Annotated in this window: 24 protein-coding genes and 1 tRNA gene; 10 read left to right on the plus strand and 15 right to left on the minus strand. The window is 43.9% G+C overall.

All coding sequences use genetic code 11. From position 1 onward, the window contains the following. Nucleotide 1 precedes the first annotated feature (1 nt). A complete protein-coding gene (locus KXD93_RS10895) occupies nucleotides 2-2,917 on the minus strand; it encodes a hypothetical protein (protein WP_258137125.1) in 2,916 nt (971 codons plus the stop codon). Between the two features lie 378 nt (nucleotides 2,918-3,295). Between KXD93_RS10895 and KXD93_RS10900 the strand changes: the two genes are divergently transcribed. Next, nucleotides 3,296-6,871 (plus strand): PKD domain-containing protein, encoded by a 3,576-nt coding sequence (locus tag KXD93_RS10900; RefSeq protein WP_258137126.1) that lies wholly within the window; start codon nucleotides 3,296-3,298, stop codon nucleotides 6,869-6,871. Between the two features lie 69 nt (nucleotides 6,872-6,940). Here KXD93_RS10900 and KXD93_RS10905 read toward each other — a convergent pair whose 3' ends face one another. Together KXD93_RS10905 and KXD93_RS10910 are read right to left on the minus strand one after the other, a co-directional pair. Then, entirely contained in the window at nucleotides 6,941-8,002 is a 1,062-nt protein-coding gene (locus KXD93_RS10905; RefSeq protein ID WP_258137127.1) for a site-specific integrase, read from the minus strand. A gap of 295 nt (nucleotides 8,003-8,297) precedes the next feature. Continuing rightward, nucleotides 8,298-8,370, minus strand: a tRNA-Phe gene (locus tag KXD93_RS10910). A 311-nt stretch (nucleotides 8,371-8,681) separates the two neighbouring features. Between KXD93_RS10910 and KXD93_RS10915 the strand changes: the two genes are divergently transcribed. From KXD93_RS10915 to KXD93_RS10925, 3 genes are read left to right on the plus strand one after another with little or no spacing between them, the layout of a single operon-like run. After that, nucleotides 8,682-9,992, plus strand: coding sequence for a 4Fe-4S dicluster domain-containing protein (locus tag KXD93_RS10915; RefSeq protein WP_258137128.1), 1,311 nt, complete (start codon nucleotides 8,682-8,684; stop codon nucleotides 9,990-9,992). A 12-nt stretch (nucleotides 9,993-10,004) separates the two neighbouring features. Beyond that, nucleotides 10,005-10,445, plus strand: a complete 441-nt coding sequence (locus KXD93_RS10920) for a DUF2750 domain-containing protein (protein ID WP_258137129.1) — start codon at nucleotides 10,005-10,007, stop codon at nucleotides 10,443-10,445. A 22-nt stretch (nucleotides 10,446-10,467) separates the two neighbouring features. After that, nucleotides 10,468-11,256 carry a (Fe-S)-binding protein gene (locus KXD93_RS10925; protein WP_258137130.1) on the plus strand — a complete coding sequence of 263 codons (789 nt, stop codon included), beginning with the start codon at nucleotides 10,468-10,470 and terminating at the stop codon, nucleotides 11,254-11,256. Nucleotides 11,257-11,399: 143 nt separating this feature from the next. Here KXD93_RS10925 and KXD93_RS10930 read toward each other — a convergent pair whose 3' ends face one another. Beyond that, the gene (locus KXD93_RS10930; protein WP_258137131.1) at nucleotides 11,400-11,882 is read right to left on the minus strand and encodes a hypothetical protein; all 483 of its coding nucleotides are present in this window, start codon (nucleotides 11,880-11,882) and stop codon (nucleotides 11,400-11,402) included. Between the two features lie 46 nt (nucleotides 11,883-11,928). Here KXD93_RS10930 and KXD93_RS10935 point away from each other — a divergent pair, with 46 nt between their 5' ends. After that, on the plus strand, nucleotides 11,929-12,411 hold the full coding sequence (locus KXD93_RS10935) for an ABC transporter ATPase (RefSeq protein ID WP_258137132.1): 483 nt from the start codon (nucleotides 11,929-11,931) through the stop codon (nucleotides 12,409-12,411). Nucleotides 12,412-12,440: 29 nt separating this feature from the next. On the opposite strand, the gene KXD93_RS10940 is transcribed toward KXD93_RS10935, so the two are convergent. From KXD93_RS10940 to KXD93_RS10955, 4 genes are read right to left on the minus strand one after another with little or no spacing between them, the layout of a single operon-like run. Then, complete coding sequence (locus KXD93_RS10940) at nucleotides 12,441-13,193, minus strand: LytR/AlgR family response regulator transcription factor (protein WP_258137133.1); 753 nt, start codon at nucleotides 13,191-13,193, stop codon at nucleotides 12,441-12,443. After that, complete coding sequence (locus tag KXD93_RS10945) at nucleotides 13,183-14,253, minus strand: sensor histidine kinase (protein ID WP_258137134.1); 1,071 nt, start codon at nucleotides 14,251-14,253, stop codon at nucleotides 13,183-13,185. The genes KXD93_RS10940 and KXD93_RS10945 overlap by 11 nt, the downstream gene beginning before the upstream one ends. A gap of 55 nt (nucleotides 14,254-14,308) precedes the next feature. Then, nucleotides 14,309-14,950, minus strand: coding sequence for a tetratricopeptide repeat protein (locus tag KXD93_RS10950; RefSeq protein ID WP_258137135.1), 642 nt, complete (start codon nucleotides 14,948-14,950; stop codon nucleotides 14,309-14,311). 27 nt (nucleotides 14,951-14,977) lie between these two features. Then, nucleotides 14,978-17,122: a TonB-dependent receptor gene (locus KXD93_RS10955; protein ID WP_258137136.1), complete on the minus strand. Its 2,145-nt coding sequence runs from the start codon at nucleotides 17,120-17,122 to the stop codon at nucleotides 14,978-14,980. Nucleotides 17,123-17,368: 246 nt separating this feature from the next. Here KXD93_RS10955 and KXD93_RS10960 point away from each other — a divergent pair, with 246 nt between their 5' ends. After that, a complete protein-coding gene (locus tag KXD93_RS10960) occupies nucleotides 17,369-17,656 on the plus strand; it encodes a YciI family protein (RefSeq protein ID WP_258137137.1) in 288 nt (95 codons plus the stop codon). An 84-nt stretch (nucleotides 17,657-17,740) separates the two neighbouring features. Here KXD93_RS10960 and KXD93_RS10965 read toward each other — a convergent pair whose 3' ends face one another. Beyond that, nucleotides 17,741-18,829 carry an alpha/beta hydrolase gene (locus tag KXD93_RS10965; protein WP_258137138.1) on the minus strand — a complete coding sequence of 363 codons (1,089 nt, stop codon included), beginning with the start codon at nucleotides 18,827-18,829 and terminating at the stop codon, nucleotides 17,741-17,743. Nucleotides 18,830-18,958: 129 nt separating this feature from the next. Here KXD93_RS10965 and KXD93_RS10970 point away from each other — a divergent pair, with 129 nt between their 5' ends. Further along, nucleotides 18,959-19,570, plus strand: coding sequence for a YdeI/OmpD-associated family protein (locus tag KXD93_RS10970; protein WP_258137139.1), 612 nt, complete (start codon nucleotides 18,959-18,961; stop codon nucleotides 19,568-19,570). A gap of 108 nt (nucleotides 19,571-19,678) precedes the next feature. Beyond that, a complete protein-coding gene (locus KXD93_RS10975) occupies nucleotides 19,679-20,104 on the plus strand; it encodes a hypothetical protein (RefSeq protein WP_258137140.1) in 426 nt (141 codons plus the stop codon). A gap of 334 nt (nucleotides 20,105-20,438) precedes the next feature. Here KXD93_RS10975 and mtgA read toward each other — a convergent pair whose 3' ends face one another. The 4 genes from mtgA to rpsF all read right to left on the minus strand — a co-directional run bounded on the left by mtgA (nucleotide 20,439) and on the right by rpsF (nucleotide 22,609). Beyond that, nucleotides 20,439-21,200, minus strand: coding sequence for a monofunctional biosynthetic peptidoglycan transglycosylase (mtgA, locus tag KXD93_RS10980; RefSeq protein ID WP_258137141.1), 762 nt, complete (start codon nucleotides 21,198-21,200; stop codon nucleotides 20,439-20,441). A gap of 323 nt (nucleotides 21,201-21,523) precedes the next feature. Beyond that, nucleotides 21,524-21,967, minus strand: coding sequence for a 50S ribosomal protein L9 (gene rplI, locus KXD93_RS10985; RefSeq protein WP_073402088.1), 444 nt, complete (start codon nucleotides 21,965-21,967; stop codon nucleotides 21,524-21,526). Nucleotides 21,968-21,983: 16 nt separating this feature from the next. Continuing rightward, the gene (rpsR, locus tag KXD93_RS10990) at nucleotides 21,984-22,247 is read right to left on the minus strand and encodes a 30S ribosomal protein S18 (protein WP_252788076.1); all 264 of its coding nucleotides are present in this window, start codon (nucleotides 22,245-22,247) and stop codon (nucleotides 21,984-21,986) included. Beyond that, a complete protein-coding gene (rpsF, locus tag KXD93_RS10995; protein WP_258137142.1) occupies nucleotides 22,247-22,609 on the minus strand; it encodes a 30S ribosomal protein S6 in 363 nt (120 codons plus the stop codon). The genes rpsR and rpsF overlap by 1 nt, the downstream gene beginning before the upstream one ends. 178 nt (nucleotides 22,610-22,787) lie before the next feature. Here rpsF and KXD93_RS11000 point away from each other — a divergent pair, with 178 nt between their 5' ends. Further along, on the plus strand, nucleotides 22,788-23,015 hold the full coding sequence (locus KXD93_RS11000) for a hypothetical protein (protein WP_258137143.1): 228 nt from the start codon (nucleotides 22,788-22,790) through the stop codon (nucleotides 23,013-23,015). Between the two features lie 161 nt (nucleotides 23,016-23,176). Further along, nucleotides 23,177-23,461: a helix-turn-helix domain-containing protein gene (locus KXD93_RS11005; protein ID WP_258137144.1), complete on the plus strand. Its 285-nt coding sequence runs from the start codon at nucleotides 23,177-23,179 to the stop codon at nucleotides 23,459-23,461. On the opposite strand, the gene KXD93_RS11010 is transcribed toward KXD93_RS11005, so the two are convergent. Both KXD93_RS11010 and KXD93_RS11015 read right to left on the minus strand, forming a co-directional pair. Then, a complete protein-coding gene (locus KXD93_RS11010; RefSeq protein WP_258137145.1) occupies nucleotides 23,456-24,292 on the minus strand; it encodes an aminotransferase class IV in 837 nt (278 codons plus the stop codon). The two genes, KXD93_RS11005 and KXD93_RS11010, sit on opposite strands and share 6 nt — an antisense overlap. A gap of 183 nt (nucleotides 24,293-24,475) precedes the next feature. Continuing rightward, entirely contained in the window at nucleotides 24,476-25,507 is a 1,032-nt protein-coding gene (locus KXD93_RS11015; RefSeq protein ID WP_258137146.1) for an RluA family pseudouridine synthase, read from the minus strand. Nucleotides 25,508-25,520 lie beyond the last annotated feature (13 nt).

Below are 25,520 nucleotides of genomic sequence, written 5' to 3' on the forward strand. Positions count from 1 at the left end.
ATCAGTTACTAAAATGGTATTTAAGGCTCAACTCGGCCCTGCAGGAAGCGTAAAGATCCGGGTATAACGGGGTAATCAAATTTTTTCGAAGATCGATATAGCTGTCGAGGTTAAAATGGGTATTGATAGAATAGGATACGCCCTGATGAACCCCTGCCTGCCGCGCATTACCGGTGTTGCTCAGGTAAGTGACACCAGAGGACATACTTAACTTTTTCATGAGCATGTACTGGTAAGCGACATCAGAATTCAGCAGATCGCCGATCAGCTTATAGGCCGATAATTCCTTATTATAAAAAACGGTGGCTGTGATACTGTTCTGCTTAATCACCACACTCTGGGTATAATTAAGCAATAAAAGGTTGGCAGCCCCGGCAGCAGCGTACGTGTTAGTAAAGGACTGTTCACCTATGCTCAAATGACTGATGCTGTAATAACGGCCGATTTTATAGGTCGAATTACCGTCGAACTGAAATTTTTGAAAAGAATAGACTGGCTGGGACAGGCCATCTACTTTTTTATCAGTACCATTCGCGGTATATTTCAGATCGATATTCAGGTATTTTCCGAATACATAACGGGTATCCAGCTGAAAAAGATAAGTTTTCCAGCGATCACTGGACGTATAACTGATGGGCTGGTTGCTTAAATCACTTCTTAAATTTACCGCCAACTTGTTGTGGTAAAAATATTTTTTTACGTTTCCGCCGAATTTCAGTTGGGCACCGCCGGTTCCGTTGCTGGCCGGGTTTTGATAACCCATTCCTGCATAGTTAAAATAAAGGTTGTCAGATGCATTCAGCTGCTGAAGATCCAGGTGATGCGAAAAACCAAGCGATATCGCCTGGAAAAGATCTGTCGCCGGCGTAGCCTTCAGCCCCCCTTTCTGGTCAAGAATGGCTTCGCTTCCCGGCTGGAAGTTATTACTGTAAACGGTCGTCGACTTGGATACGTCCAGTACTGTGGAGCCGAAGTTGCCCAGGTTTATTGATTTGGACAGGGTCAGGGCTATATTGTTGGCAGAAATTGTCGGGATGGTATATAAGCTATTGGAGATCTCACGGTTAAGTGAACTCATTACCGACACCTTGACGTCCCCGCCTAATCCGCGCTGGAGATCAGCGCTGATGTAAGTCAGGCTCTTCGGCTGGGTGTACACGGAAGCTTGGAAATTCGCGTCTTTGGCGGCGTTAATATCGCTTACCGTACCATATCCTACTGTTACAGGAACGGCACCGCTTTTCAGGGTCAGGTGAGCGCCGCTCATAAAAATATCCTGGTTCTGGACACTGCCTGGTGCCTTATTGCCAAATGAGCCGATCTTCAATGCATCAAGCATGGAAAATGCCGATTGAAAACCATTAGCGGGCCGCTTGACCAGCAGGGAGCGGGTCGCATCGGATACGCCGTCCTGGCCTTCACCGCTTTCCAGGTATTTTTGGACAAGCAGCAGTTTATCCGGGTCATAGCCCTTGCTGTGCAGCTGCGTCTTGATCCCGCTGATCGTGGTGGCAACCGTATTGATCTGCTCGTTATTTCGCGCCTGCGTTTGCGCATTCATATATAAAGGACGTTTTGTACCGCTCTCCGATTTACCGGTTATCCCGTTTGCCATATTCAAGGCATCAAGTTCTTTCGAAAGCTCATCCTGTTGCTCTTTGATCGCTTTTGCAAGGTCCGGCTGCTGCCCTTGTCTTGCGGACAGCATCACTTGCATTGACAGCCGGCTTAATACCTGCCGGGCGGCGGTGTCCCTGCTCTTCGGGTTGCGGTTAACTATTGCGGCAAAATCGATATCGGGAAAACCGGTCAAACCCTGTATTGAAGGGTTGCTGATACCGAAAGTATTAATTGACTGATTGGCGGCACTGTCCAGCTTTTCGTTAATCCGATCCGGATTCAAATAACGAAACCGGATCATTTGGCCCGGGATGGCCAGGTAAGCAGATAAGCTTTGGTTTTTTCCCAGCGCCGACGCTGCCGCCTGTCGTCCACGGATCCTTTGTACAGCGGCAGTATAAGGCGCCTGGCGCAATTTATCTACCTTATATACTTGTGCCACTTCCTCCTGCTTTACTTTCGTATTTATTTCGGATTTCAGCTTTAGACGGATCTCCTCATCACTCATTGACAAGAGCTGGCTTAACGCTTTCGGGTCGTTAAGGTACCTGGAAATGACCGGATTCTCTGAGAATGCAGCAGCGGTCAGTGACTGCTGAGCCGCCAGTCGCTGACTGGCCAGTTGTCCTACTATCATGCTTTTGGCATAACCGGTAAAATTCAGGCCTGCAAAAGCGCTGTTTTTTAAACGGGTGTAACTATCCAGGTCGCTGGTCACCAGTGAACTGAACTGACCCGGGTCAAAATTGAATTTGAAAAGATTGTTGAGACGGCCGCCCGGCAACAGCTGAGAAGAGCAGCCGCTGGAGAAATCGAGATTCAGGGGAACGCCCCAGGCCGTAATATTGCCGTGCACGGAAAATATATTGACCACTTTGGGCGTCACGATCAAAGGGGACGCCAAAGATATTGGCCGGTAAGCCTCACCGTCCGAAACGGTTAGGTTGATCTTAACCGGGCTATTGGCAGGGATATTGAGTTTGTTAGACAAGGCAGATTGAGCACTACTCTTGAGTTTTCTATATTTAGCGACCGGGCTGGCTTCACTCAGCTTTCCGGGTACTGCTATACCTTTGACTGCTCCTTTCAGGAGCGAATCAGGTGCTTGAAGGCCCTGCAATTTGGCAACGCCGGAATTTGCCGCTTTTTTAAGTTTTTGAACCTGGGCAGCAGCAACGGAGTCAACACCTGACTGCACGGTATCCTTACCCACAGTATGCGTGGTTTGCGCCAGCAGTGCCTGCTGTACAAAAAAGAGTGTCAAGAAAAGCAGAAGAGCGGGTAAAAGTTTCTTCATGCTAACAGTTTATTTGGTTCATTTGCGAACATGGCGGTTTAGGTCAAATCAAAGCAGCGTTGCCTGCGCTGGAATGACTTAGCAAACGAATTGAACTTCTGCCTACCGGCGGGGTAAGATCGGTGCAAAACTTTCAAGGAAAAGAAAACGGGCTTTTGTAAAAAGGACTTTTCTTGTGATTCGGTTACTTCTGTGAAAGTAATGTAACTTTATAATAATTACAAAAAATTTATAAAATAAACTTAAAAATAAATCGAGACACAGCGGAAGTAATATTATTTCGTTTTGTTTATTTCGGTTTCAAAATTATTTATATTGCGGAACAGTCCATCCCGTAGCGTAAAAGACTGGCCAAGCCTATCACCGTTCCATAAAAACATGAAATTCGCGCAGCTGATTTTAAACAAATTTCCCGCAAGTCAGGCTGCGATCCTGCTCTTGCTGATCGTTAATTTATTTCCGCTGCGGGCATTTGGGCAAACCCGGTCTAACAGCGGAACGGAATTTTGGGTTGCTTTTCCGACACATGCGGAGGACAACGACCGCAACGGTAACCCGCTTTACGCCAATATGAGCTTGTTTATCACAGGCGGAGCGAATTCTTCAGGAATGATTACCGCCGGTAGTTTCAGCCAAAGTTTCCAGGTGAATGCAAATGGCGTTACCGAGGTACTAGTGCCACGATCCGCGGCGTATATCAGCGAGGAGGAGAGCGGACGCGTGTTGGCTAATCGTGCGATCCATATAACGGTCGACCAGGGCAAACCCCGGGTCGCTTTATACGCGCATATTTATGCAGGGAACAGATCTGCTGCTTCACTAATCCTGCCCCAGGAAACCCTTGGTCAGCAATATTACAGTATGAACTATGCCCAACACGATACGGAAGGCAAGAACTTCATCACCGTCGTTGCTACGGAACCCCAGACCCGCATCCATTTGAAAAAAGGAAATAAGGAACTGGTGACCGGCGGAATTCTTTTAAACAACGTCAACGATGTTTACGAATACCTGTCCCCGGACGACCTGACCGGGGTTTCCGTCAGTGTAGACACCCTCAGTTCTGCTTGCAAGCACTTTGCGGTATTTTCAGGAAGCTCAGGCGTCTATATCAGTCGCCAGGATTGCACGCCTTCTTCGTTGGATCCGCTTTTTCAGCAGCTCAGCCCGGTACCCAGCTGGGGTAAAAATTACGGCTATATTCCGTTTAGTAAAACCAGTCCGTTTTTTACGGACTCCGTGCGGACCGCTGGCCAGTATATCCGGGTGCTGGCCGCAAAAAACGGGACGTTGGTCAATTTAGGTGGTGTCCCTGTCGCTTCTCTAAATGCCGGTGAATTTTATACTACACCAAAACCTTTGGAACAGGCTGCAGGAATTTCAGCAAATAACCCCATTTCGGTTGCCCAATATGCACTGACCCAGAGTTGCAGTAACCTGGGAGCTGCTAAAGGATATAGTGATCCGGATATGGTGATTTTGAACCCTGTCAACTATAGCATCAGCGACATTACCGTATTCTCCTCCCGAAGGGAAAACATCAAGGAGCAATACCTGAATGTCTTGATCAGGACTTCCGCAGCGGGCAGTTTTCGCATCAACGGAAACATTCCTGCTGCACCATTCCTGCCGGTCGGCACCCTGCCGGGTTTCTCGGCGATGCAGCTGAATTTAAACAAAGACTCGACGAACACGTATCACCTGCAGGCCTCGGATGGGTTCAACGCCACAGCCTATGGTTTCGGGAATGTCGAGTCCTATGCCTATTCCGCGGGCACCAACCTGAACGCATCGCAGGCCATCTCCGGTTTGCGCACGGCCACGAACGAGCTGATAGACTCCGCCTGCCTGAATGATGCCTATGAATTTAAACTAACACTGCCATATCAAAGTCCAAGGATATCCTGGCAGATGGACGGGAACGAAACGCCGGCCATTGTCAACAACCCCGTCGCTGTCCGGGTGCTGACCGATGGGATCGAAACCTTTGAATACCATTACCCGCAAACCCCGGCTTATACTATTCCGGGCATCCACCAGATAAAGATCCTGGCGGATCCATCAGATGCTATTGCAGGCTGTTCCAATACCGCACAGGAGATCGATTATAAGTTTAAGGTCATTCCGCTGCCTGGAGTAGCTTTTGAAAAACTGCCGGCCGATTGCGCTGGTAATTTGGAGTTCCGGAATAAAACGGTGTCGCCGGGTAGGGCGATCAGCAGTTGGAGCTGGGACTTCGGCGACCCGGCCAGTGGCGCAGCGAACAGTTCATCCCTGAAAGATCCATCCCATTTATTTTCAAAAGCAGGGCGCTACACGATCACACTTACAGCGACAGCAGCTAACGGCTGCGCCTCAGGTTTTACCGACACGCTATTTATCAGCAAAAAAAAGCCGAAGATAAGTAGTACACCCGGCGGCTGTACAGGAACAAGCCTGCTGTTTATCGACACGGCAAAATATGAGGGTTTTATACCTTTTAAACGAACCTGGTTTTTCGGCGATGGCGACTCCGTCAAGCTAACCGGCAACGCTACCGCGGTTCACCAGTATCAACGTCCCGGCGCTTACCAGATCAGGGTATCGACAGTCAGCCAGGAAGGCTGCAGCAGCGATACGGGTTTTTCCAGCCTGACAATCTACGCAAAACCTGCCGCTGATTTCACGATGCCCGGAATCTGTTTGACGGATGCCGTCGCACAATTCAAGAACGTTTCGGTCGGTGGAGTGTCCTATAATTGGGATTTTGGAGACACTCATGCTACCACATCGAATCTGAACTTCTCCGCTGAAGAAAATCCGGCTCACCAGTATTCGGCAGCAGGTACCTACCGGGTGACGCTAAAAGTCACTTCTGAACAGGGCTGCGATTCCACGGTCACTAAGAATTTTACGGTAAACGGCGTGCTTCCGAAAGCCGTCTTTAAACTGGCGAGCCAGCATATCTGCAGCGGAGCTCCGCTCCTACTCACAAATAATTCCAAAGTGCTCGATTTTGGGAAAGTGATCCGCCTGGAGATTTATTATGATGCGGTGAATCATCCGGAAGATAAAATTACGATTGATTCACCGCGTAGTGATACGATATATATGCATCTTTACCCTTCACTTCTGCAAGGAAGCGACAGCATTAAATACCGGGTAAAAGTTGTGGCCTTTTCCGGCACCGCCTGTGCGGATACGGCGGAACAGGAAATAACTGTACTCCCCTTGCCAAAGACTGCACTGGTGAATTTTGACCCGGTTTGTCTTTCTTCAAAACCTTTTCAACTCTACCAGGGGAGCGAGCTTAGCGGCATAAAGGGTGGGCAGGGATTTTACAGCGGCAACGGGGTGTCCTGGGACGGAAAATTCGACCCCGCAGCTGCCGGCGTTGGAAGCCATAAAATTATTTTTACCTATGTTTCTCCTGCCGGCTGCGCGGATACCGTCAGCAGGCAACTTGTTGTTTTAGAGGCACCGCTGATTGGTGCGAAAGACGAGTATACCATTATTCAGGGCGGATCAATAAAGCTGGACGCAAATGCTTCCGGGACGAATCTCAGCTTTAGCTGGTCACCCGCGACCTGGTTAAGCAACAGCAGGGAGTCGAGTCCGTTAGCCAACCCGGTAGAAACCACCAGTTATACAATCACCGTATCTAATGGTGCGTGTGAAACGGAAAAAAAAATAAAAGTGAATGTGTTAAAACCCATCCGGATCTTTAATACGTTTACACCCAACGGAGACGGGATCAACGATCTCTGGGAGATTCCCGAACTACTCAACTATCCCGGCGCAATAGTTGATATTTTTGACCGGTACGGCCAGATGGTCTTTCACTCTGCCGGCTACGCCCGCCCATGGGATGGTTTTTACAAGGGGCGTAAGCTGCCGGTCGGTACCTATTATTACCTGGTCGATCCAAAAAACGGGTTGAAGCCACTCGCCGGTTTTGTGGCTTTGCTGCGCTGAGCTAATAGCCATTCAGAAAATAGGTAAAAGCTTTATGGGAGCTTTGAAATATAATCTGCGAAAGCTGGATCACCCGGAAATGGATAAAAGGGCTGAATTGCTGGATACCAATTTTACGGATTTGAGTTTCAGGTAGGAATTCATTTTCTGGTTACTCATAACAGGAAAGAGTCTGCCTGTGCTAATCGCACGTTTGTCATCTTTATATTTTGAAAGGATAGCGGCGGCTTGCGATAGCAGGGGGGCGGTGACTTGTGTTTTTGTCTTTTGCCTTAATGTTTTAATCCATTGCCTTTCGTCGACTCCTGTTACTAGTTGAGCAGGAGTAAGATTGAATGCATCTACATAAACAAGGCCTGTGTAGCAGCTAAACACGAAAACATCCCTGACAAAGTCGAGGCGGGATATGGTAAAAACCTTTTTCTCCATTCGTGCTAACTCTGCCTTGGATAAAAACTCGCGTTCTTTGTGTTGTATTTTGATTTTATAATTGATAAACGGGTTCTTATGCAGCCATTCAAGGGCGAGCGCCAGGTTTAACATTTTTTTAAGGCGGATCAGATGGGTCATCGCCCCGGTATTTCCGATCGCCTTTTTGTTGCCTTCAGGTTTATAGTCCCGTAGGAAATTCTCAAAATCGGCAATAAACTTGTAATTCACATCTTTTAATGAAAGGTCCTTCTTTTTATAGTGTTTGCTTACAAAAGCGATTAAATAATGCTGCGAGGTTTCATAATGACTGAGGGTATTATCATTCAATTTGTGTTTTTCCTTTTCGTTATGGTACTCGAAAAGGGCGGAGAGGGTATGCTCTGTTTCTTCGGTTCGGAGAAAAGTAATTTTAATATCTTCGGCGGTAATAATTTTTTTTCTGAGCTGAAGCTCACGATAACATTCGCCGAGTTCTGTTCTAAGCTCTGATAAATAATTGTTTAATGAGCGGGTTTCTTCTTTTGTTCCCTTACCCGTTCCCTTTCGTACATCCCATGACCTTGGCTCCACCCACTCCTTTAAACCGATCAATATACGCTCGGTGTTTACGGTGATACGGGCATAAACCGGTGCCTTTCCATCCTTTAATTTGTCCTGACGGATTAAAAAATGCACGCCAAATGTGTTTGTTGTTTTCATAAAATTCTCTCTGTTTTGTTTAGCATTGATTTTTGGTGTCAAAAGTTCCCTAAAAACTGGTATCAAATGGCTCAAAAACGGCTCAAAATAGTTTATCTTCGATATGGTATAATTAACTGTATAACAGTTATTTATACCACCTTCTGACACCTCGAAATTAAAAAACAAAAACAGGTATCCTTTTAGGTATCATAAACATTGGAAAACTTTGGTGTTTTTTGAATTGTTGAAAAACAAAAAACCCTGTAAATCAGACTGTTTACAGGGTTTTGATATGAGTTGATACTCGTTTTTGTGGTATCAGCTGGGATCGAACCAGCGACACAAGGATTTTCAGTCCTTTGCTCTACCGACTGAGCTATGATACCGACCGTTTAAGGACTGCAAATGTAGCGTTTTTTTTATTTTGAGGTGTTTTTTTTTGAAAAAAGTTGTAACAGATTGGTTTATTGGTTGATAAAGTTGGATTGGGTTGATTGAGTTAAAAGAAAACTGCGCGAACTATCCACCTAATTAACTTATTCCACCCAATCCAACTCAATCCAACTCATTCAACTAAATCAACTTATTCAACCAAATCTAACTTTCAACTAAATCAACTTATTTAACCCAATCAACCAATTCCATTTTGACTTTACAACAAATCATATAACTTTGAAAAAATTACTATGCACGCATAATGATTGCACAAATCCTGTTTATCATCATCCTGGCTGCCGCTGTTTACCTGTTCAGTAAAAACGTGGCTAAAATACGGCGCAACATCCTATTGGGTCGCGCTGCTGACCGTTCTGATAACCCTGCTCTTCGCTGGAAAACAATGGCAAAGATCGCCCTGGGGCAAACCAAGATGGTAAAACGTCCGCTGGCCGCAGTAATGCACTTTTTTATTTATGTAGGCTTTATCATCATCAATTTAGAGGTGCTGGAGATAATGATAGACGGAATTTTCGGTTCACACCGCATCTTTTCGAAACCACTGGGCAGTTTATACGGCTTACTGATTGGCGGCTTCGAAGTATTAGCGGTTTTGGTGCTTACTGCTTGTATAGTTTTCCTAAGCCGGAGAAATATAGCGCGGTTAAAGCGCTTTAGCGGCACCGAGATGACCGAATGGCCAAAATCCGACGCTAACTATATCCTTATCATCGAAATCCTGTTAATGACCGCCTTTTTAACCATGAACGCTGCCGACTATAAACTGCAGTTGTTAAACTTCGGTCATTATATAAAGGCGGGCAGCTTCCCGGTAAGTTCTTTGATAAGCCCACTATTGCCTTCCAGTGCAAACTCGCTCGAACTGATAGAACGCGGTTGCTGGTGGTTCCACATCATTGGCATATTGGCATTTTTGAACTACCTCCCCTACTCCAAGCATTTTCATATCCTGCTGGCATTTCCAAATACTTACTATTCAAACCTACACCCCAAAGGTGAGTTTTCCAATATGGCATCGGTTACCGGCGAGGTAAAGGCGATGCTTGACCCTTCGTTTGTTCCAGAGTCCGCAGGTGAGCCGCAGCGATTTGGTGCAAAAGATGTGACCGACCTTACCTGGAAAAACCTGATGGAAGCTTATACCTGTACCGAATGCGGCAGGTGTACCTCGGTTTGCCCTGCAAACATAACCGGCAAGCTGTTATCGCCCCGAAAAATAATGATGGATACCCGCGACCGGATTACCGAGGTCGGAAAAAACATCGACAAACATGGCAAAGACTACGCGGATGACAAAACTTTGCTTGACAACTATATCACCCGCGAAGAGCTTTGGGCCTGTACTACCTGCAATGCCTGCGTAGAGGCATGCCCGGTTAACATCAACCCGCTTGAAATTATTACCGAAATGCGCCGCTACGTGGTGATGGAAGAATCACAAGCACCGGCAAGTCTTAATAATATGTTTGGTAATATGGAAAACAACGGTGCTCCGTGGAAATACAGCCAGGCCGACAGGTTTAATTGGGCTGATAATGAAGGTGGACAATAACAAGATAAAAAAATGCTACAGGACACAACAACTATAGAATACAAGTACCAATTTTTTATTGAAAGGGTATCTGCCTCCAAAATTGTTTGGGGATTAAAGAACAAACAAGGCTGGGCAAACTCCAATTCCAATGAAGATGAGGAGATAGGCATAATTCCGTTTTGGTCTGACAGGGCTTACGCCAAAGCCTGTGCCTGCAACGAATGGAAGGGATACCTACCTACAGAAATTCCGCTGCCGCAGTTCCTTGAAAGCTGGTGCGTTGGCATGGCCGAAGAGGATACCTTAGCTGGCGTTAACTGGGATGCGAATATGTTCGGAAAGGAAAGCGGCGCATTAGATTTAGCCCTCGACATTCTTAACCAATTAAACACCATTAATTCGGCCATTACGTTTTTAAATTATAAGAGTATAAACGAGTTTATAACAGAGATCAGTGAACCAATTGATTAGGTTACAAACAAAAGCTTAAACAATGAACCAAAATATTCCTACCATGGCCGAAATGGCTGCTGAAGGCAAGCAACCCGAGATTTTGTTTTGGGTTGGGTGCGCAGGCAGTTTTGATGAACGGGCGCAAAGGATAACGAGAGATATCTGCAAGATCCTGAACCATGTCGGCATTAGCTTTGCGGTGTTGGGTACTGAAGAAGGTTGTACCGGAGATCCGGCTAAGCGCGCAGGGAATGAGTTTCTGTTCCAGATGCAGGCCATGGCTAATATCCAGGTGCTGGATGCTTATCAGATAAAAAAGATAGTAACCGGTTGTCCGCATTGTTTCAATACCATTAAAAACGAATACCCGGGCCTGGGGGGCAATTATGAAGTGATCCACCATTCGCAGCTTATCCAGCAACTGATTGACGAGGGTAAGCTGAAGGCAGAAGGCGGCGAAAGCTTTAAAGGTAAAAAAATAACCTACCATGACCCCTGTTATTTAGGCCGGGGCAATGGTGTTTACGAAGCTCCGCGTAAGGCATTGGAAATTTTAGATGCCGACCTGGTTGAAATGAAACGGTGCAAAAGCAATGGCCTGTGCTGTGGTGCCGGCGGCGGACAAATGTTTAAGGAGCCCGAAAAAGGAAATAAGGACATCAACATCGAGCGGATGGCTGATATTTTAGAAAGCAAAGCCACGGTAGTTGCAGCGGCCTGCCCCTTTTGTATGACCATGCTGCGCGATGGGGTTAAGCACGAGAATAAAGAACAGGAGATCCAGGTATTAGATATTGCGGAGATAACGGTTAGGGCGAATGGCTTGTAGAAGGACAGATATGAGTGTTAACCCCCTGTTTTTATAAATATCTGGCTATTAATTATTTAAATCAATATTTATCGAAATTATGTTAACCCTGTTAACCCCCTTTCCGCAATCAGACTAGTCAGACTCACTTTAAGGCAAAAAGCTTATAACCCTTTCGCCTTAAAATAGTCAAAAGCTTGCCTCAGGCTATCCAGGCGTTCAGGTTCCATATTTTTTACGGGGATATTGAGCACGGTGGTCATACTGTCTACATCGCCTTTGCGGTCGTTTTTAGTTTGGCAGATAATATCGTCGGCCATGGTCTTTAGTTCCAGTATTCCCTTAGCAGTGCTGCCACTGTAATCCATATCCTTTAAATTATGCAGGTTAAAGGAATAAAACTCCTCTTTCTCTTTGGGGTAGATCTTGCGCAGACGAATGAACGCATCAGCAGTCACCGTAAACTCAAACTTCTTTAATTTAGAATCGGTTGACGCGTCGTACGACTGCATCAGGCACTTGTAGGTCCATAACTGCCAGTCTTCCGTACTTGCGCCGGGCTTAAAGCAATAGCTTATCAGGCCGGCCAGTAACATTGCCACTAACAGGATATTTTTCTTTGTTCCGTACATATCTGATTTAAACATGACAACAAAATTAAATCCGAAGTTAATAAATTGCATAGCTTTGTGCATGCAATTTTCAGAAAATTCAAGAGTTTGGGTTTACCAGGCCAATAGGAAACTAACTGATAACGAAGTAGGCGAGATAAAAGTATTGCTGGATAACTTCACCACCGGCTGGACGGCCCACAACAACCAGCTAAAAGCTACTGCCGAAGTAAGATACAACCGTTTTTTAATTTTGATAGTGGATGAGAGTCAGGCAGGCGCCAGCGGCTGTTCCATCGATAAGTCGGTTCATTTTATGCAGCAGATAGAATCGCATTTTAAGATCAACCTGTTCGACCGCTTTAACCTGGCCTACCGTGAGGGCAATGAAGTATTATCTGCTCCCCGCCATGAATTTGAAGAAAAACTAAAACAACGCGACATCAATACCAATACCATCGTATTTAACAATATGGTGCAAAACTTAAGTGAGCTCAACAGCAAATGGGAAGTGCCGTTTAAGGATAGCTGGCATATACAATTGTTTGGGAACCTGGTAGCATAAAAAGTTCATAGCTGAATTTGGCGTGTCGGCTATAGCCCTAACCTGGTTTTAAGGTCTTCGCCGTATGAACGCCCCGAACTAATCCTTGATCCGGCTGTATTACTCATCACAAACACAAAAGCGCCATTAAAACCCTTTCTTATTTCTTTTATATGATCTGTGTTTATAATGGCCCCTCTGTGAATACGAATAAACTGTTCCGGAAGTTTCTCTTCCAATGCCGATAATGTGTATTCGGTAAGATGCTTTTTACCGTCGGCAGTATGCAGAAAAACGTATTTATCTTCCGCTTCAATATAAACAATATCGGCAAGTTTAATCAGCAATATTTTATCACCTATTTTAACGGTAAGAGTTTTGCTGACGGTTTTTATTTGCAGCTGCCGCATTAATTCCTGCAATGGCAACGGGGCCGGTGCAGCACTAAACTGGTGTAATTTTTTTATAGTTTTTTCAAGGCGCTCCTTTTCCACCGGCTTCAACAGGTAATCTATCGATCCTTCTTCAAAAGCTTTTATGGCATACTGGTCATAGGCGGTGGTGAATACTACCCTTGGCGGCTGCGCCAGTCTTGCCAACATTTCAAACCCGTTTAAAACGGGCATTTCTATATCCAGGAAAACCAGGTCGGGCTTTAGCCGGGTAATTAGCTGCAACCCTTCGGCGCCGTTTTCGGCTTCGTCAATTATATCAAATTCGTCGTAGACCTTTAACAGGCGCTTTAAACGTTGGCGCGCCAGCTCCTCGTCATCAATAATTATCGTTTTCCAGTTAGCGCTCATTTTTATAGGGTATTATAATCTTTATACTTTTTTCGGGCAGGTTGTTGATTTTTATCTCGTATCCTTCGCCATAAAGCAACTCCAGCTTATCATAAGTGCTTTGCAGCCCGTAGCCGATATTCAGCTCATCCGGGAAGGGTATGCCATTATCGGCGACGCTTACTATAAGATTCTTCTCATCGCCTGTTATATCTACGTCAAGGCGCCCATCTGCTATAGCGTCTTTTAAGCCATGTTTAAGGGCATTTTCAACCAATGGCTGCACCAGGAACCGGGGGAGCAACATTTCCTCTATACCAGGCGCAACCTTCAAGCTAAACTGAATCCGCTTGCCAAAACGTATTTTTTCAATATCCAGGTAGGTATTTAATATTTCGATTTCCTCCTTGACCGTAGCAAAACTTTCCTGCATGGAGTTGATGCTGTACCTGAAAAGTTTTGAAAGTTTCAGCGTCATATCTTCGGCTTTATCCGGATCCTCGTGTATCAGGCTGGCAATAGAATTAAGTGCATTATACAAAAAGTGCGGGTTTATTTTTGATTGCAGTGTTTGCAGCTCCGCCTGGGTTTTAAGCTGGTTTACTTTTGCAAGGTCAAGCTCTTTTGCTTTTAGTAGCGATTGCATATTCATTTTTTGTGCCTGGTACAACAGCAGTATCGAACTGACTACAATTACTACAAAGGCATTAAATGTATAGTCGGTCAAGCTATCTTTAAAACAAAAACGCTTGTTAAATGCCCACCAAATAACCAGGTGTGAAAGTTCGGTCCCAATAAACATACCCACAAGGCAGCAGCAATAAAAGCCGGCAACAAACTTCCAAAAACTTGTTGTTTTCGGCCTTAAAAAGTGTTCGTAAATAAATACGCTGTTGGTAATGCTAAGTGTTATCGTGCAGCTATACAGAATATTGATAAAGGCATTCTGCCATAAAAAGCCGCGGACATCATATACACCATGAATAACAGTTAAAATAGCCCCCACGCTTAGCCCGATACCCCCGTATTTCAGGTTGGCCCACATTAAATTCCCCTCTTTAAAACCTATTTCCTTATCCATCGTCTTCGCTAAATAAACATGGCATAAATTACAAATTTTAGTTCAGCTATCGGCCTTAATTACATTGCTGCAATAATGCCTGGCAACGGCGTGCACCCCATGCTGGCTCAAACCCCGATGCCTTTTGGTTTTTATATTTATCGGCAGCGGTTGTTAAAATATCTTTAGCTTTTGCCTTACCGCCGCCAAATGCTTCGGGGGTATAAAATGTATTCTGCCCTTTTACCAGGTAGGCACGCGGATTTTCGGGGTCAATAGCCAGGGCTTTTTCAAGCAGTGCATTTGCTTTTGGTATCATGGTCATAGCGCGCTGCTGCGAAAATACCGACATCTTCATAAAAGTGATGTAGCCTTCCAAAACCAACACTTCGCTGTTTGCGGGTTTTAAGGCATCCGCTTTTTCGGCATAGCTCATGGCTTTATCATACAAGGCGTCTTTGGTATCACTGTCCTGCTTACCCAGTATAGCAGCATGCAGGTTACAAAATCCGGCATAATATTGCGGCAGCCATTGTTTTGTTTCGGAAGCGGCAATCCGTTCAAAAAAGTTTGCGACGGCTGCAAATTGTTCTGATGTGCTGGCGCTATCAATTAGGGCCATACCTTTTTGCATGGCGGCGGTGTACTTGTCACTGTTTTGTGCCTTTACCGAAAATGTGATGATTAAAAGAACGATGCATAATTTTAACGTTTTCATGTTGTTTGATTTTATGATGAATAATTTTTAATGATTAAATGTATTATCGCCTATAGTTACTAGTAGCCCAAACAGGTAATTGCGTTTGGCAGCAGGATAGATGGGCTCGCGGATGCTGCCATTGGACGGGTAGTTATAGCCATAGACATTATTAAAGCCAGGGATGTTATTTACCGACACATACACCACGGCGAACTGTTTAAAAAGCCTGGTGAGGTAGCTGAGGTTCATGCTCAGGTTATTGTAGGCTTTCGTTTTGTCCGACAAAAAATCAGGATTGTTCGGGTTATAGTAGGTGCGGCCGCTCGAAAATGCATAAGCGGTACTTAGCTCCGATTTAATTGCCGGGATATATTGCTTGTAAACCACGTTGAGCGTGTGTTTAGCCGCAAACGGCGGTGTCGCCTGAATAGGATAATTGCGAAAATCGCGCTTGGTATCCAGGTATGAATAAGAGATATAGTAGTCCCCGCCCGGGATGCTTTGTTTGTCGCGCCAAAAAACATCTATCCCTTTTGCATAGCCATCGCCGCCGTTAAACAGGTTGCTATAGTTATTTACCGCATAAGTTTTCGGGAATCCATCATAATCGTATTTGGTAAGATCAGCATATTGTTTATAAAAAGCCTCAACGCGGAAGGTAAGTCCACTGGTTAAATACTGGTAATTCAGCAGGTAATGTGTAGCTTTTTCGTAACCCAATTGGTGACTTTGCAGCAGGTAGGTATCATCTGGGTTTTGATAAAAAATGCCGTATGCCATTGATACCTGGCTGTGGGTGCCGGTTTTAACGGCCAGCGATGTGCGCGGGGCAAGGTTCCAATCTCCCAGATACGATGAATGCTCGGCCCTGCCGCCTAAACGCATCACGATATTATCGCTTAAAAAAATCTCGCCTTCGGTAAAGGCTGCCTGCAAATTATCATTGAATGAGCGGCTTTGGTCGTTCCAGCCTTCCAGGGCACCGTTTTGGTAGGCTTCGGCACCAGCCCGTAGTAATGAGCGCTGGCCCAGGTAACGTGTTAGTGTAAAACGCCCCTGCAACAAGTGATCATTTTTCCGAAAGTTATTTGAATCGAGCCTGCCGCTTTCGTGGGTATTACTGTATGAAGCGCCGGCCTGGATCCGCCAGTCGGCGTTTAAATAATCCTGGTACGTTAAATTAGTGTAGTTGTTTTTGTTATGATCAATAACGTGGATAAAGCCTGCTGAATCGGGATTATCGGCAAAAAGCGAAACATCATTATTACTGTATTGCGAAAATACTTTCAGCATACTGCTTTTCGTGGGTTTCCATTTGTATTGAATATTGCCGGTTTTTTCAATGGGTGCCTTGTCCCAGTTTATGTTTTGTTTAAAAACTGAGTAGCTAGGCGACAGGTTGTAATAAACGCCACCCACGGTAAGCGAACTATTTTCAAACCTTTCGGTATGCGCAGCGCCGAAGCCTACGGTAAGTACTGAAAACTCCGTGGATGTTTTTTCGGCCAGGTCTTTAGTTTCCAATAACAGGGCTGATGACAAGGCCTGCCCGTATTGTGCAGAGTAGCCGCCTGATGAAAATGTTGTGCCCTTGAAGAGGAAAGGCGAAAACCTGCTCCGTGACGAGATATCGGGCAACTGGCTGCTAAACGGACTTTTCACCAGCATACCGTCAAAATAAGTGCGCGTTTCAGCGGCCGAGCCGCCACGTACAAACAGGCCGTTTTCACTAAAGGCCTGGCTGGTACCGGGTAAGGTTTGCAGGGCGGCAACAATATCGGCAACGGCACCCGCAGTAGTGGCAATATCAATGGACGACAGCACCGCGCCTTTTTTGGCATCTCCGGTTTCGATAGTGCCTGCGGTAATTGTTACAGCATTTAACTCGCTTACAGCTTCTTTAATGATTAAGCTGAGGTTTAAAGGTTTTCCGTCGAGGATTATGGCTATACTGTCAGGCTTAAAGCCGATAGTTACGTAATGAAGCATATGCGTACCTGTTTCGGCTGTAGTGAAAGCAAAGCGCCCGGCAGTATCTGTGGATGCACCGTCGTAAGTATTAACAAGGGTGATGTTTACGCCCGGTATCGTTTTTCCATTTGAAGTTTTAATTACGCCGGAAACCCGGGTTTGTGCGAAAGGTGAAAAGCTGCTGATGATTAGGACAATTAGGTAAATATATTTTTTCATATTCCGTTCCTGGTTGACATATCAAAAATGCCGTGAAACAGTGCTGAAACTAAGAGAATGCAGACGAGTGGTTGATTTTGTGTGATGAACGGTGTGAATAGCCGATAGCGTATCCCAATTTGAAAATGCAGGAGAGTCATTTAACTTTGTACAATACAATTTTTGAAGGGCTACCGGCCCTGAAGAAAAGCCGCAGCAAGAGCGAAGTGTATACAAATATTTTAACTATCAATAAATAAACATAATATGTTCATCATCAATCTCACCTATATCGTTCCCCTCGAAGAACTTGACCAGCACATGGCGGCGCATGTTAAATACCTGCATAAATATTACGATAAAAATATTTTTGTAGCATCTGGCAGGAAGGTGCCGCGCACCGGCGGGATCATATTAGCCCTGGCTGAAAGCAAAGCAATTGTTGAAGAAATAATTAAAGAAGATCCTTTCTATAAATATGAGCTGGCAGAATTCGATATTACCGAATTTTTAACCTCCCAATATCATCCCGATCTAAAAAATTTGCTGGGTTAGATTTTTATAATTGGCAGGTAAAGGATTTACGTTTTAAAAACTAAATCTGAAATCAACTAATCTCCGGTCTCTAACCTCTGATCACTAATTAACCCTATCCAACCTGTCCGGCTTTTCACCTGGTGAGCCTGCGAGTATGTACATTTTACCATTCTCTTCTTTAAAAGAGATATCTGTTTTCTCATTCTCGTACATAAAAAAGCCATCTTTTGTGTAAGGTACTAGCTGTGTTGGCAACTCATCTCCTTCTTTAAAGTAAAGGTTATTATCAGCTATATAAAATTTAAACTTCAATTCAGGCTTACCGGCAAGGGTGTAATTGCCTGTATATTTTTCCAATTCATTAACCGGTACGGTAATTGGCCGGTGCTTTTTACAATAGGCAAAAGCAATAGCATTTTGCATTACCTGGGCCAGCGCGGCCCCGTGTGCCGCATTGGGCGTAATAGCTGTTGCTATGTCGAGGTGTTTACAATTTTGCTTTAACATGTATGCTTTAAACAGCTCAATGTTATTCGCAGTCAGATGCTCATACGAGCCCACGCCTAAAAAAACTCTGCTGTTAAGGTCTTTATGATCGGTAAAATATTTTTGTGCGGCAGGGATAAGCTCTCTCCCACTGTTGCCTGGTGCGCCGATAAAGATCATATCAAATAGATCTGGATGCCCAAATAATACCGAAGTAGTAAACATACCACCATAGGAATAACCGTATAACGCCTTATTATCTGTTACCCGGTATTTGCTTTGTACAAACGGGATCACTTCCTTTTCAATAAACGCTAAAAAATTGGGGCCGCCTGTTGCCGGGTTTAAATCCCTTGAGCGCATGTTTGTGCGGGTGCCATAACCAATGCCAACAATGAGGGGTTCGGTGGTCTCATAATCCTGCCTGAGCATATTAAAACAATTCATGGCAACGGTCATGTTCCAGTCGCCATCCGTCATGTATAACACCGGGTATTTAGTTTTGCTGGTATCATATCCTGGCGGGAAGTGAACGTAGATGGTATAGTCCTCATTAATAGTTTTCGAGTGATAATCCCATAAGACAATCTCATTTTCAATCATTTTTACCGGCGCTTCACTTTTAACCTGGCCATAAACTACCTGCAGACTAATGAATATTAAAATTGATACGCTATAAAAGAATTTAATGCTATTTTTTTTCATAAGGAAAAGAGTTTAAGTATTTTACACAAGACAATTATAAGCAATCATAAGTTACAGAAAATCCGGTTTATCAAGCAAAAATTTTTATGATCTGGTGGCAAATTAGCAATTTGTAGTTATTTTTATTCTATGAAACAATATGATAGCCGGGTAGATGCGTACATCGCCAAAGCCGCCCCATTTGCCAAACCCATTCTTGAGCATATACGCGAAGTTGTACATGAAGCCTCGCCGTTAATAACTGAAACCGTTAAATGGGGAATGCCTTTCTTTGATTATAAAGGCCCGGTTTGTATGATGGCCTCCTTTAAACAACATCTTGGTTTCGGTTTTTGGAAAGCATCAAGGTTAAATGATCCTAATGGTTTTTTAAGGGGGAGTGATGAAGAAGCTGCTGCCGGTAGTTTTGGCCGTATTGAAAAAATGGAAGACCTTCCGCCCTCCGAAGTGCTGGCCGGTTTTGTACGGCAGATGATTGCCATAAACGAATCAGGCATTAAAGAGCCTAAAAAACCTGCAGTCCCAAAAGCTGAAATTGCCATGCCTGCAGATTTTAGCGACTTGTTGAGCGGCAGCCCGAAAGCACTCGAAAACTTCTTCAACTTCAGCCCGTCGAAAAAGAGGGAATACCTGGAATGGTTTATTGAAGCCAAAAGCGACGCCACCCGGCAAAAGCGCATGGAACAAGCGCTGGAATGGATCAGCGAGGGAAAATCAAGAAACTGGAAATATCAGAAGTGAGCGGGCAGTTTGTTAGTCTAAAACTTATTAAAATTTATTAAAAAGTTTTTTTTATTTTAATAGCAAATAATTATATTAGCCTTAATTAACCCTTAAACAATAAAAAATATGAAAAAACTCATTTTACTATGCAGTATTATGTTAATGTGCTGCATTGCCGTTAAAGCGCAAACGCTTACAGCAAATGTTAAAGCCACCAATGATGCAACAACCGATGTGAAAGCACCTGTTAAAGCAGCCACTGCTACTAACCCAACCGTATCTGTAGCTTTACAAAACAATACTGGTTGTTGTACCTATCAAATACAGTTTGTTGCATTAGATTCTGGTGGAACTAATGCTTCTTATAACTTCTCGTCAGCACAAAATGTAAACATAGTAGAAGGCCATTATAACGTAGGTATGCGTGGTCCGGGTGGAACGCTGCACTTTTCTTATTCAACATGCGCAACATCAGGAAGTGCTACCGGGCCATATGTACTGTTTTCAAACGTGTACATTTGTGCAAACGGCACTTTTTCTGTAAACCCATAATGCTATCGCGTTACTGCCGGAGCGAATAATATTAATAACACGTCCCCGCAAGTTTCTTTGCGGGGACGTGTTATTAATGCAATAGCCAAACCCGCCACGCCTGCCGACTTTAACCAACTACACAGTGATAATAGGCAGGCGCTTGAAAATTCCGTAAATTTTACTCCGGCAAAAAAAAGGGAATGCCTTGAATAGTTTACCGAAGAAAAATCTGATTCCACTCCCCAAAAACGAATGGATCAGCGAGCGAAAAATCAGAGATGGTGAGTGGTTGATTAAGTTTCTCGATCGAAAGTCTTCGCTATGATCTATGAACCATCAACTATGAACTAAACTAAAACTCCAACGGCCCCAGCCTCCGCATATTCTTCATGATCAAATATTGCCTGTGCCTTAAATACCTTGTAGGGTTAGTTGCCGACCATTTAAGCGGACTCGGAAATATAACTGCTATAGCGGCTGCTTCGTGATTAGTTAATTGTGATGCCGGGATATGGAAATAAGCCTGTGAGGCTGCTTCCACCCCATAGATTCCATCTCCCATTTCAATAACGTTCAGGTACACTTCCATAATGCGTTTTTTGCTCCAGAAAAGCTCCATCAGCATGGTAAACCAGGCTTCGAAACCTTTTCGGATTATGGATCTACCCGGCCACAGGAATACATTTTTTGCCGTTTGCTGCGATATGGTACTACCGCCGATCAACTTTTTGCTGTTAGCATTTTTCTTTATTGCTTTTTCTATCGCCTGAAAATCAAAGCCATGGTTTTCCAAAAATGTTTGATCCTCGGCGGCAACAGCGGCACGCATCATTGAGGGCGAGATCTCATCAAAATTTTTCCATTGTTTGTCAATCTTCCATTCCTTCCCGGCAGCCTTGCGCTCAAAACCGCGCTGAATCATCAGCCAGGTAACCGGTGGATTAACAAACCGGAACAGGATCACGAAGAACAAACTCCCGCCTATAAATGCTATAAAAATGATCTTTACAATGCGGAGGATCAGCTTTAACCACCCGCTCCTGAAGATACCTTTTGACCGTCCGCTCGCCGATTTATTATTTGAAGCAGTCTTATTGCTGCGCGTAGTTTTCATCGCTTAAAAATAGAATTTTGATTTCAGATTTCGGATGTTTTTATGGTGATTTCACCGATTTGAGAATGATCAAAAAACATCGTCATTGCGAGGAACGAAGCAACCTCTACATAGGACAGTCAGGAACCTTTATCGTGGCTACATAAATGTGGCATTAAGGTCACCACAAAGCTTGTGTTTCGTTTGATTAGCATGTGCAGAGTTTGCTTCGCTCCTCGCAATGACGTGACTGTTAGATTTTTGCAAACAAAAAAAGGTGTCAAGCTTTCACTTAACACCTTTATATTTTCTCAAATCCGAAATCGAAATTCCGAAATCCGAAATTACTCTGCTACTACTTCAAAAGGAACCTGAACTTTAACCTCCTTGTGCAGGTTAACGTTAGCAATGTACTCGCCAACAAATTTTGGTTCTGTTTCAAAAGTAATACGGCGGCGGTCGACTTCAAAGCCTTCCTTCTTCAGCGCATCAGCAACCTGGATGGTATTGATGGCACCAAATATTTTACCGGTTTCGCCAGCTTTAGCGCCGATAGTAAGCTTAACGCCTTCTAAACGGGCAGCAATAGCATCAGCATCCTTACGAATCTTGTCTTGTTTAAACTGAGCCTGTTTAAGGTTTTCAGCTAAAACTTTACGGGCACTTACAGTAGCCTGTATAGCATAACCCTTAGGGATAAGGTAGTTACGGCCATAACCTGGCTTTACCTTCACTACATCATCTTTATCACCCAGGTGTTTTACGTCTTGTTTTAAAATAACTTCCATTTCTTTTACCTCCTGATTATTTTAATGAGTCTGTAACATAAGGTAATAAACCGATGTGGCGTGCACGCTTAACAGCCTGTGCCACTTTACGCTGAAACTTTAATGAAGTTCCGGTTAAGCGACGTGGTAATACTTTACCCTGATCGTTAATGAACTTTAATAAAAAGTTAGCGTCTTTGTAATCGATATACTTAATTCCGTTCTTTTTGAAACGGCAGTATTTTTTACGTGTGTCCTCTACTTTAGGAGCAGTTACGTATTTAATTTGTTCGTTTGCCATTAGTGTGCTGCCTCCTCTGTTTTAGGTTTTTTGTTGAAAGCACCACTGCGTTTCTTGTCGTTATAAGCAACTGCATGCTTATCTAAGGCAATGGTCAAAAAGCGTAATACGCGCTCATCACGACGCAGTTCCACTTCCAGTTTGTTAATTAAATCACCCGGAGCCTTAAATTCAGTTAAGTGATAGTACCCTGTAGTCTTCTTTTGAATAGGGTACGCTAATTTTCTCAAACCCCAATTATCCTCCTGGACAATTTCGGCTCCGTTATCAGTTAAAACTTTGCTGTATTTGGCAATTGCCTCTGCAGCTACTTCTACTGACAACAACGGGGTTAGAACGATCACAATTTCGTACTGTTGCATTGTTATACTTTGATTTTAAATAATTTACCCGCTATTACGGGGCTGCAAATGTACACATTATTTCACATTTATTACACTAAATTTCACATTCATTGTACTATTTCAAAAAATCAATAAAAGGACCGGTATTTGTTATATTTCAGCAAGTTATATTGGAGATAATAATTATCATTGAGCCATGATACAACCAGGATTAGAAAAAGAAGAAATCATCCATGCCATTGATGAGGACGATACTTATGCCCAACTTTCGCCGGGCGATGACGATGATACCGACTGGGAAGACGATGACGATGAGATTTTTGATGACCTTGCCGATGATGAAAATAACCTGCACGATATTATTGTTGAAGAAGATATTGACGACGAGGAGGATGACGATCACCTGCCGGATGATGATTTTTAACGGCTTTTGAAGCTATCAGCAATCCTCTTATAATTTTTATTTGTCGATGTCTGACTATTAACGCATTAGTTAATTTAAACTATCGCATTAGTTAATTGCATTTAAAAAAAACCGTATAGGTTTTTACTTCGTTTATAGAGGTTTATAAACGAATGTTTTTTATGAGGTCGATAAGCGATTTAAAAACCAAAGCAATAGTTTCCAACATTAGGAAAATCAGAGAATTTAGAAATTACACGCAGGATTATCTTGCCGCAAAATTAGATATTTCCCAAAATGCATACAGCAAAATCGAACTGGGCTACAGTAACATTACGTTGAACAGGTTGATTGAGATTTCAGAGATCCTGGAAGTTGACCTTGTGGACATGATTAGTTTGGACGGTGATGGCATCATCAGGCTAAAACTATCAGATACCCTATTAAAACAGAGCGGCGGCTTATAATTTATTCAGTTCATCCACCAGTATTTTACTTAGCTCGTTAAAATACCGCCTCACCCCAAAGCCAATTACACTTTGTATGCCACGCCCGGCATTGGTTAAAAAAACCTCATCGGCCGCGTACAAAATATCCGGGCTGATCTGCGCTTCAGTAACCGGGATATTATTGTTTTTGGCGATATCAATTACCACCTGCCGCATCACACCCTCTACACAGCCCTCGCTTAAAGCGGGAGTATACAAATGCTTTTGATACCAGATAAATATGTTCGAGCTGCTTGCCTCGCATAAATTGCCCGCCTGGTTCAGCAAAAAAACATCATCCAGCTTGTTTTGATTTTTGTAGATGCCTGCCATTACATATATTAATGAGTTACAGGTTTTTATGTTCGACAGGTAATTGGTGGGCTTGGGCAGTTCCGTAAACAGGTCCATGATTAATCCTTTGTCATTTAAAAAATAACGTGGCTCATCCATAGGCACTATCTCCAAACAGTAGCCCATCTTGTTATGCGACGGTGTGTAAAGTCCATCTGCATCCCTATAAACGGTAAGGCGCAGCCTGCCATGTTTTATCTTATTGCGACGGGCAAGGTCAGCCGTTTTTTCCTTTAAAAACCAAATATCCATCTGCGAGTAACCGTCAATTTTAAGCAACTTCATACCGCGTTGCAAACGGTCGGCATGCAGCTCAGGGAACTTAAGCTGCCCCTTCATCAGGCGCATACTCTCGAACAGACCATCGCCATATTTAAATGCGCGGTTACCTATCCCAAGCAGTTTGGTATCAGCCGGAAGTATTTCGCCATTAAAATTGATGAATATTGGGAGCATGGTTGGAGATTAGAGATTAGAGACCAGAGGTTAGAGATTAGTTATCATTTTTTTAAATCTACAGCTGTAGATGTTTTTTTATAAATTTCATGAACGTATTATTAATATTAAAATTGAGCTTCGATGCTAACTATTAAGATTTTACCCTAATCACTGATTAACTGATCTCTATTCTCTAATTAACTAATCTCTAGCATCCACATACTTTCTCCACTTTTGCAACGCAGCGTCGAAATCAGCAGGCAGCGGCGCTTCAAAGTGCAATTGCTTTTTTATTGTCGGATGTAAAAAACCCAATGATTTTGCATGCAACGCCTGCCTTGGTAGTAACTCAAAGCAATTTTCGACAAATTGTTTGTATTTACTAAAAACAGTTCCTTTTAAAATTTTATCACCGCCGTATGTGGCATCGCTAAATAAAGGGTGGCCAATGTGTTTCATATGCGCGCGAATCTGATGCGTCCGCCCGGTTTCCAGCTGGCATTCAATCAGGGTAACATAGTCCATCCGCTCCAGCACTTTATAGTGTGTTACCGACCATTTCCCTTTTTCCGGATCGTCATAAATAGACATTACTCTTCTATCGTTCACACTTCGCCCAATATAACCGGTTACAGTACCATCTTCAGGCAGATCACCCCAAACCAGGGCAATGTACTTACGGGCAATGGTATGGTCAAAAAATTGTTTCGCCAGCCAGGTCATGGAACGTTCGTTTTTACTGATCAGTAGCAAGCCTGAGGTATCCTTATCTATCCGGTGTACCAACCCCGGCCGGCCATCGTTACCCGGTAAAGTAGGCAGTTGTTGAAAATGGTACACCAAAGCATTAACCAGCGTGCCTGTATAATTGTTATATCCGGGGTGCACAACCATACCCGCCGGCTTGTTAACCACCAGCACATCGTCATCCTCATAAACAATATTGATCGGTATATTTTCGGGATAAACCTCCGTGTCGCGCGGCGGATGAGGCAGTACAACCGAAATAACATCAAGCGGTTTTACGCGGTAACTCGATTTAATTTCCTTATCATTAACCAGCACATTGCCCAGCTCGATAGCATTTTGGATGCGATTACGCGATGCATTCTCAACGCGGTGCATCAAAAACTTATCAATTCGCAACAGCGACTGGCCCTTATCAACAACTATGCGTAAGTGTTCATAAAGGTCCTGCTCTTCCTGCTCAATAAAACCGGTATCTTCAGTCATTGTGGGCAAAAGT

It is taken from the genome of Mucilaginibacter phenanthrenivorans (assembly GCF_024721155.1).
GTDB classification, from domain to species: Bacteria; Bacteroidota; Bacteroidia; order Sphingobacteriales; family Sphingobacteriaceae; genus Mucilaginibacter; species Mucilaginibacter phenanthrenivorans.

Coding starts and splice junctions, on each gene's coding strand:
- KXD93_RS11010 (WP_258137145.1), bottom strand. CDS start 24,292: ATGCTCCCAATATTCATCAATTTTAATGGCGAAATACTTCCGGCTGAT.
- KXD93_RS10975 (WP_258137140.1), top strand. CDS start 19,679: ATGAAAAAACTCATTTTACTATGCAGTATTATGTTAATGTGCTGCATT.
- mtgA (WP_258137141.1), bottom strand. CDS start 21,200: ATGAAAACTACGCGCAGCAATAAGACTGCTTCAAATAATAAATCGGCG.
- KXD93_RS10950 (WP_258137135.1), bottom strand. CDS start 14,950: ATGAAAACGTTAAAATTATGCATCGTTCTTTTAATCATCACATTTTCG.
- rpsF (WP_258137142.1), bottom strand. CDS start 22,609: ATGCAACAGTACGAAATTGTGATCGTTCTAACCCCGTTGTTGTCAGTA.
- KXD93_RS10925 (WP_258137130.1), top strand. CDS start 10,468: ATGAACCAAAATATTCCTACCATGGCCGAAATGGCTGCTGAAGGCAAG.
- KXD93_RS10945 (WP_258137134.1), bottom strand. CDS start 14,253: ATGGATAAGGAAATAGGTTTTAAAGAGGGGAATTTAATGTGGGCCAAC.
- KXD93_RS10940 (WP_258137133.1), bottom strand. CDS start 13,193: ATGAGCGCTAACTGGAAAACGATAATTATTGATGACGAGGAGCTGGCG.
- KXD93_RS10905 (WP_258137127.1), bottom strand. CDS start 8,002: ATGAAAACAACAAACACATTTGGCGTGCATTTTTTAATCCGTCAGGAC.
- KXD93_RS10920 (WP_258137129.1), top strand. CDS start 10,005: ATGCTACAGGACACAACAACTATAGAATACAAGTACCAATTTTTTATT.
- rplI (WP_073402088.1), bottom strand. CDS start 21,967: ATGGAAGTTATTTTAAAACAAGACGTAAAACACCTGGGTGATAAAGAT.
- KXD93_RS10970 (WP_258137139.1), top strand. CDS start 18,959: ATGAAACAATATGATAGCCGGGTAGATGCGTACATCGCCAAAGCCGCC.
- KXD93_RS10955 (WP_258137136.1), bottom strand. CDS start 17,122: ATGAAAAAATATATTTACCTAATTGTCCTAATCATCAGCAGCTTTTCA.
- KXD93_RS10935 (WP_258137132.1), top strand. CDS start 11,929: ATGCAATTTTCAGAAAATTCAAGAGTTTGGGTTTACCAGGCCAATAGG.
- KXD93_RS11005 (WP_258137144.1), top strand. CDS start 23,177: ATGAGGTCGATAAGCGATTTAAAAACCAAAGCAATAGTTTCCAACATT.
- KXD93_RS10930 (WP_258137131.1), bottom strand. CDS start 11,882: ATGTTTAAATCAGATATGTACGGAACAAAGAAAAATATCCTGTTAGTG.
- rpsR (WP_252788076.1), bottom strand. CDS start 22,247: ATGGCAAACGAACAAATTAAATACGTAACTGCTCCTAAAGTAGAGGAC.
- KXD93_RS11000 (WP_258137143.1), top strand. CDS start 22,788: ATGATACAACCAGGATTAGAAAAAGAAGAAATCATCCATGCCATTGAT.
- KXD93_RS10895 (WP_258137125.1), bottom strand. CDS start 2,917: ATGAAGAAACTTTTACCCGCTCTTCTGCTTTTCTTGACACTCTTTTTT.
- KXD93_RS10965 (WP_258137138.1), bottom strand. CDS start 18,829: ATGAAAAAAAATAGCATTAAATTCTTTTATAGCGTATCAATTTTAATA.
- KXD93_RS10960 (WP_258137137.1), top strand. CDS start 17,369: ATGTTCATCATCAATCTCACCTATATCGTTCCCCTCGAAGAACTTGAC.
- KXD93_RS11015 (WP_258137146.1), bottom strand. CDS start 25,507: ATGACTGAAGATACCGGTTTTATTGAGCAGGAAGAGCAGGACCTTTAT.
- KXD93_RS10915 (WP_258137128.1), top strand. CDS start 8,682: ATGATTGCACAAATCCTGTTTATCATCATCCTGGCTGCCGCTGTTTAC.
- KXD93_RS10900 (WP_258137126.1), top strand. CDS start 3,296: ATGAAATTCGCGCAGCTGATTTTAAACAAATTTCCCGCAAGTCAGGCT.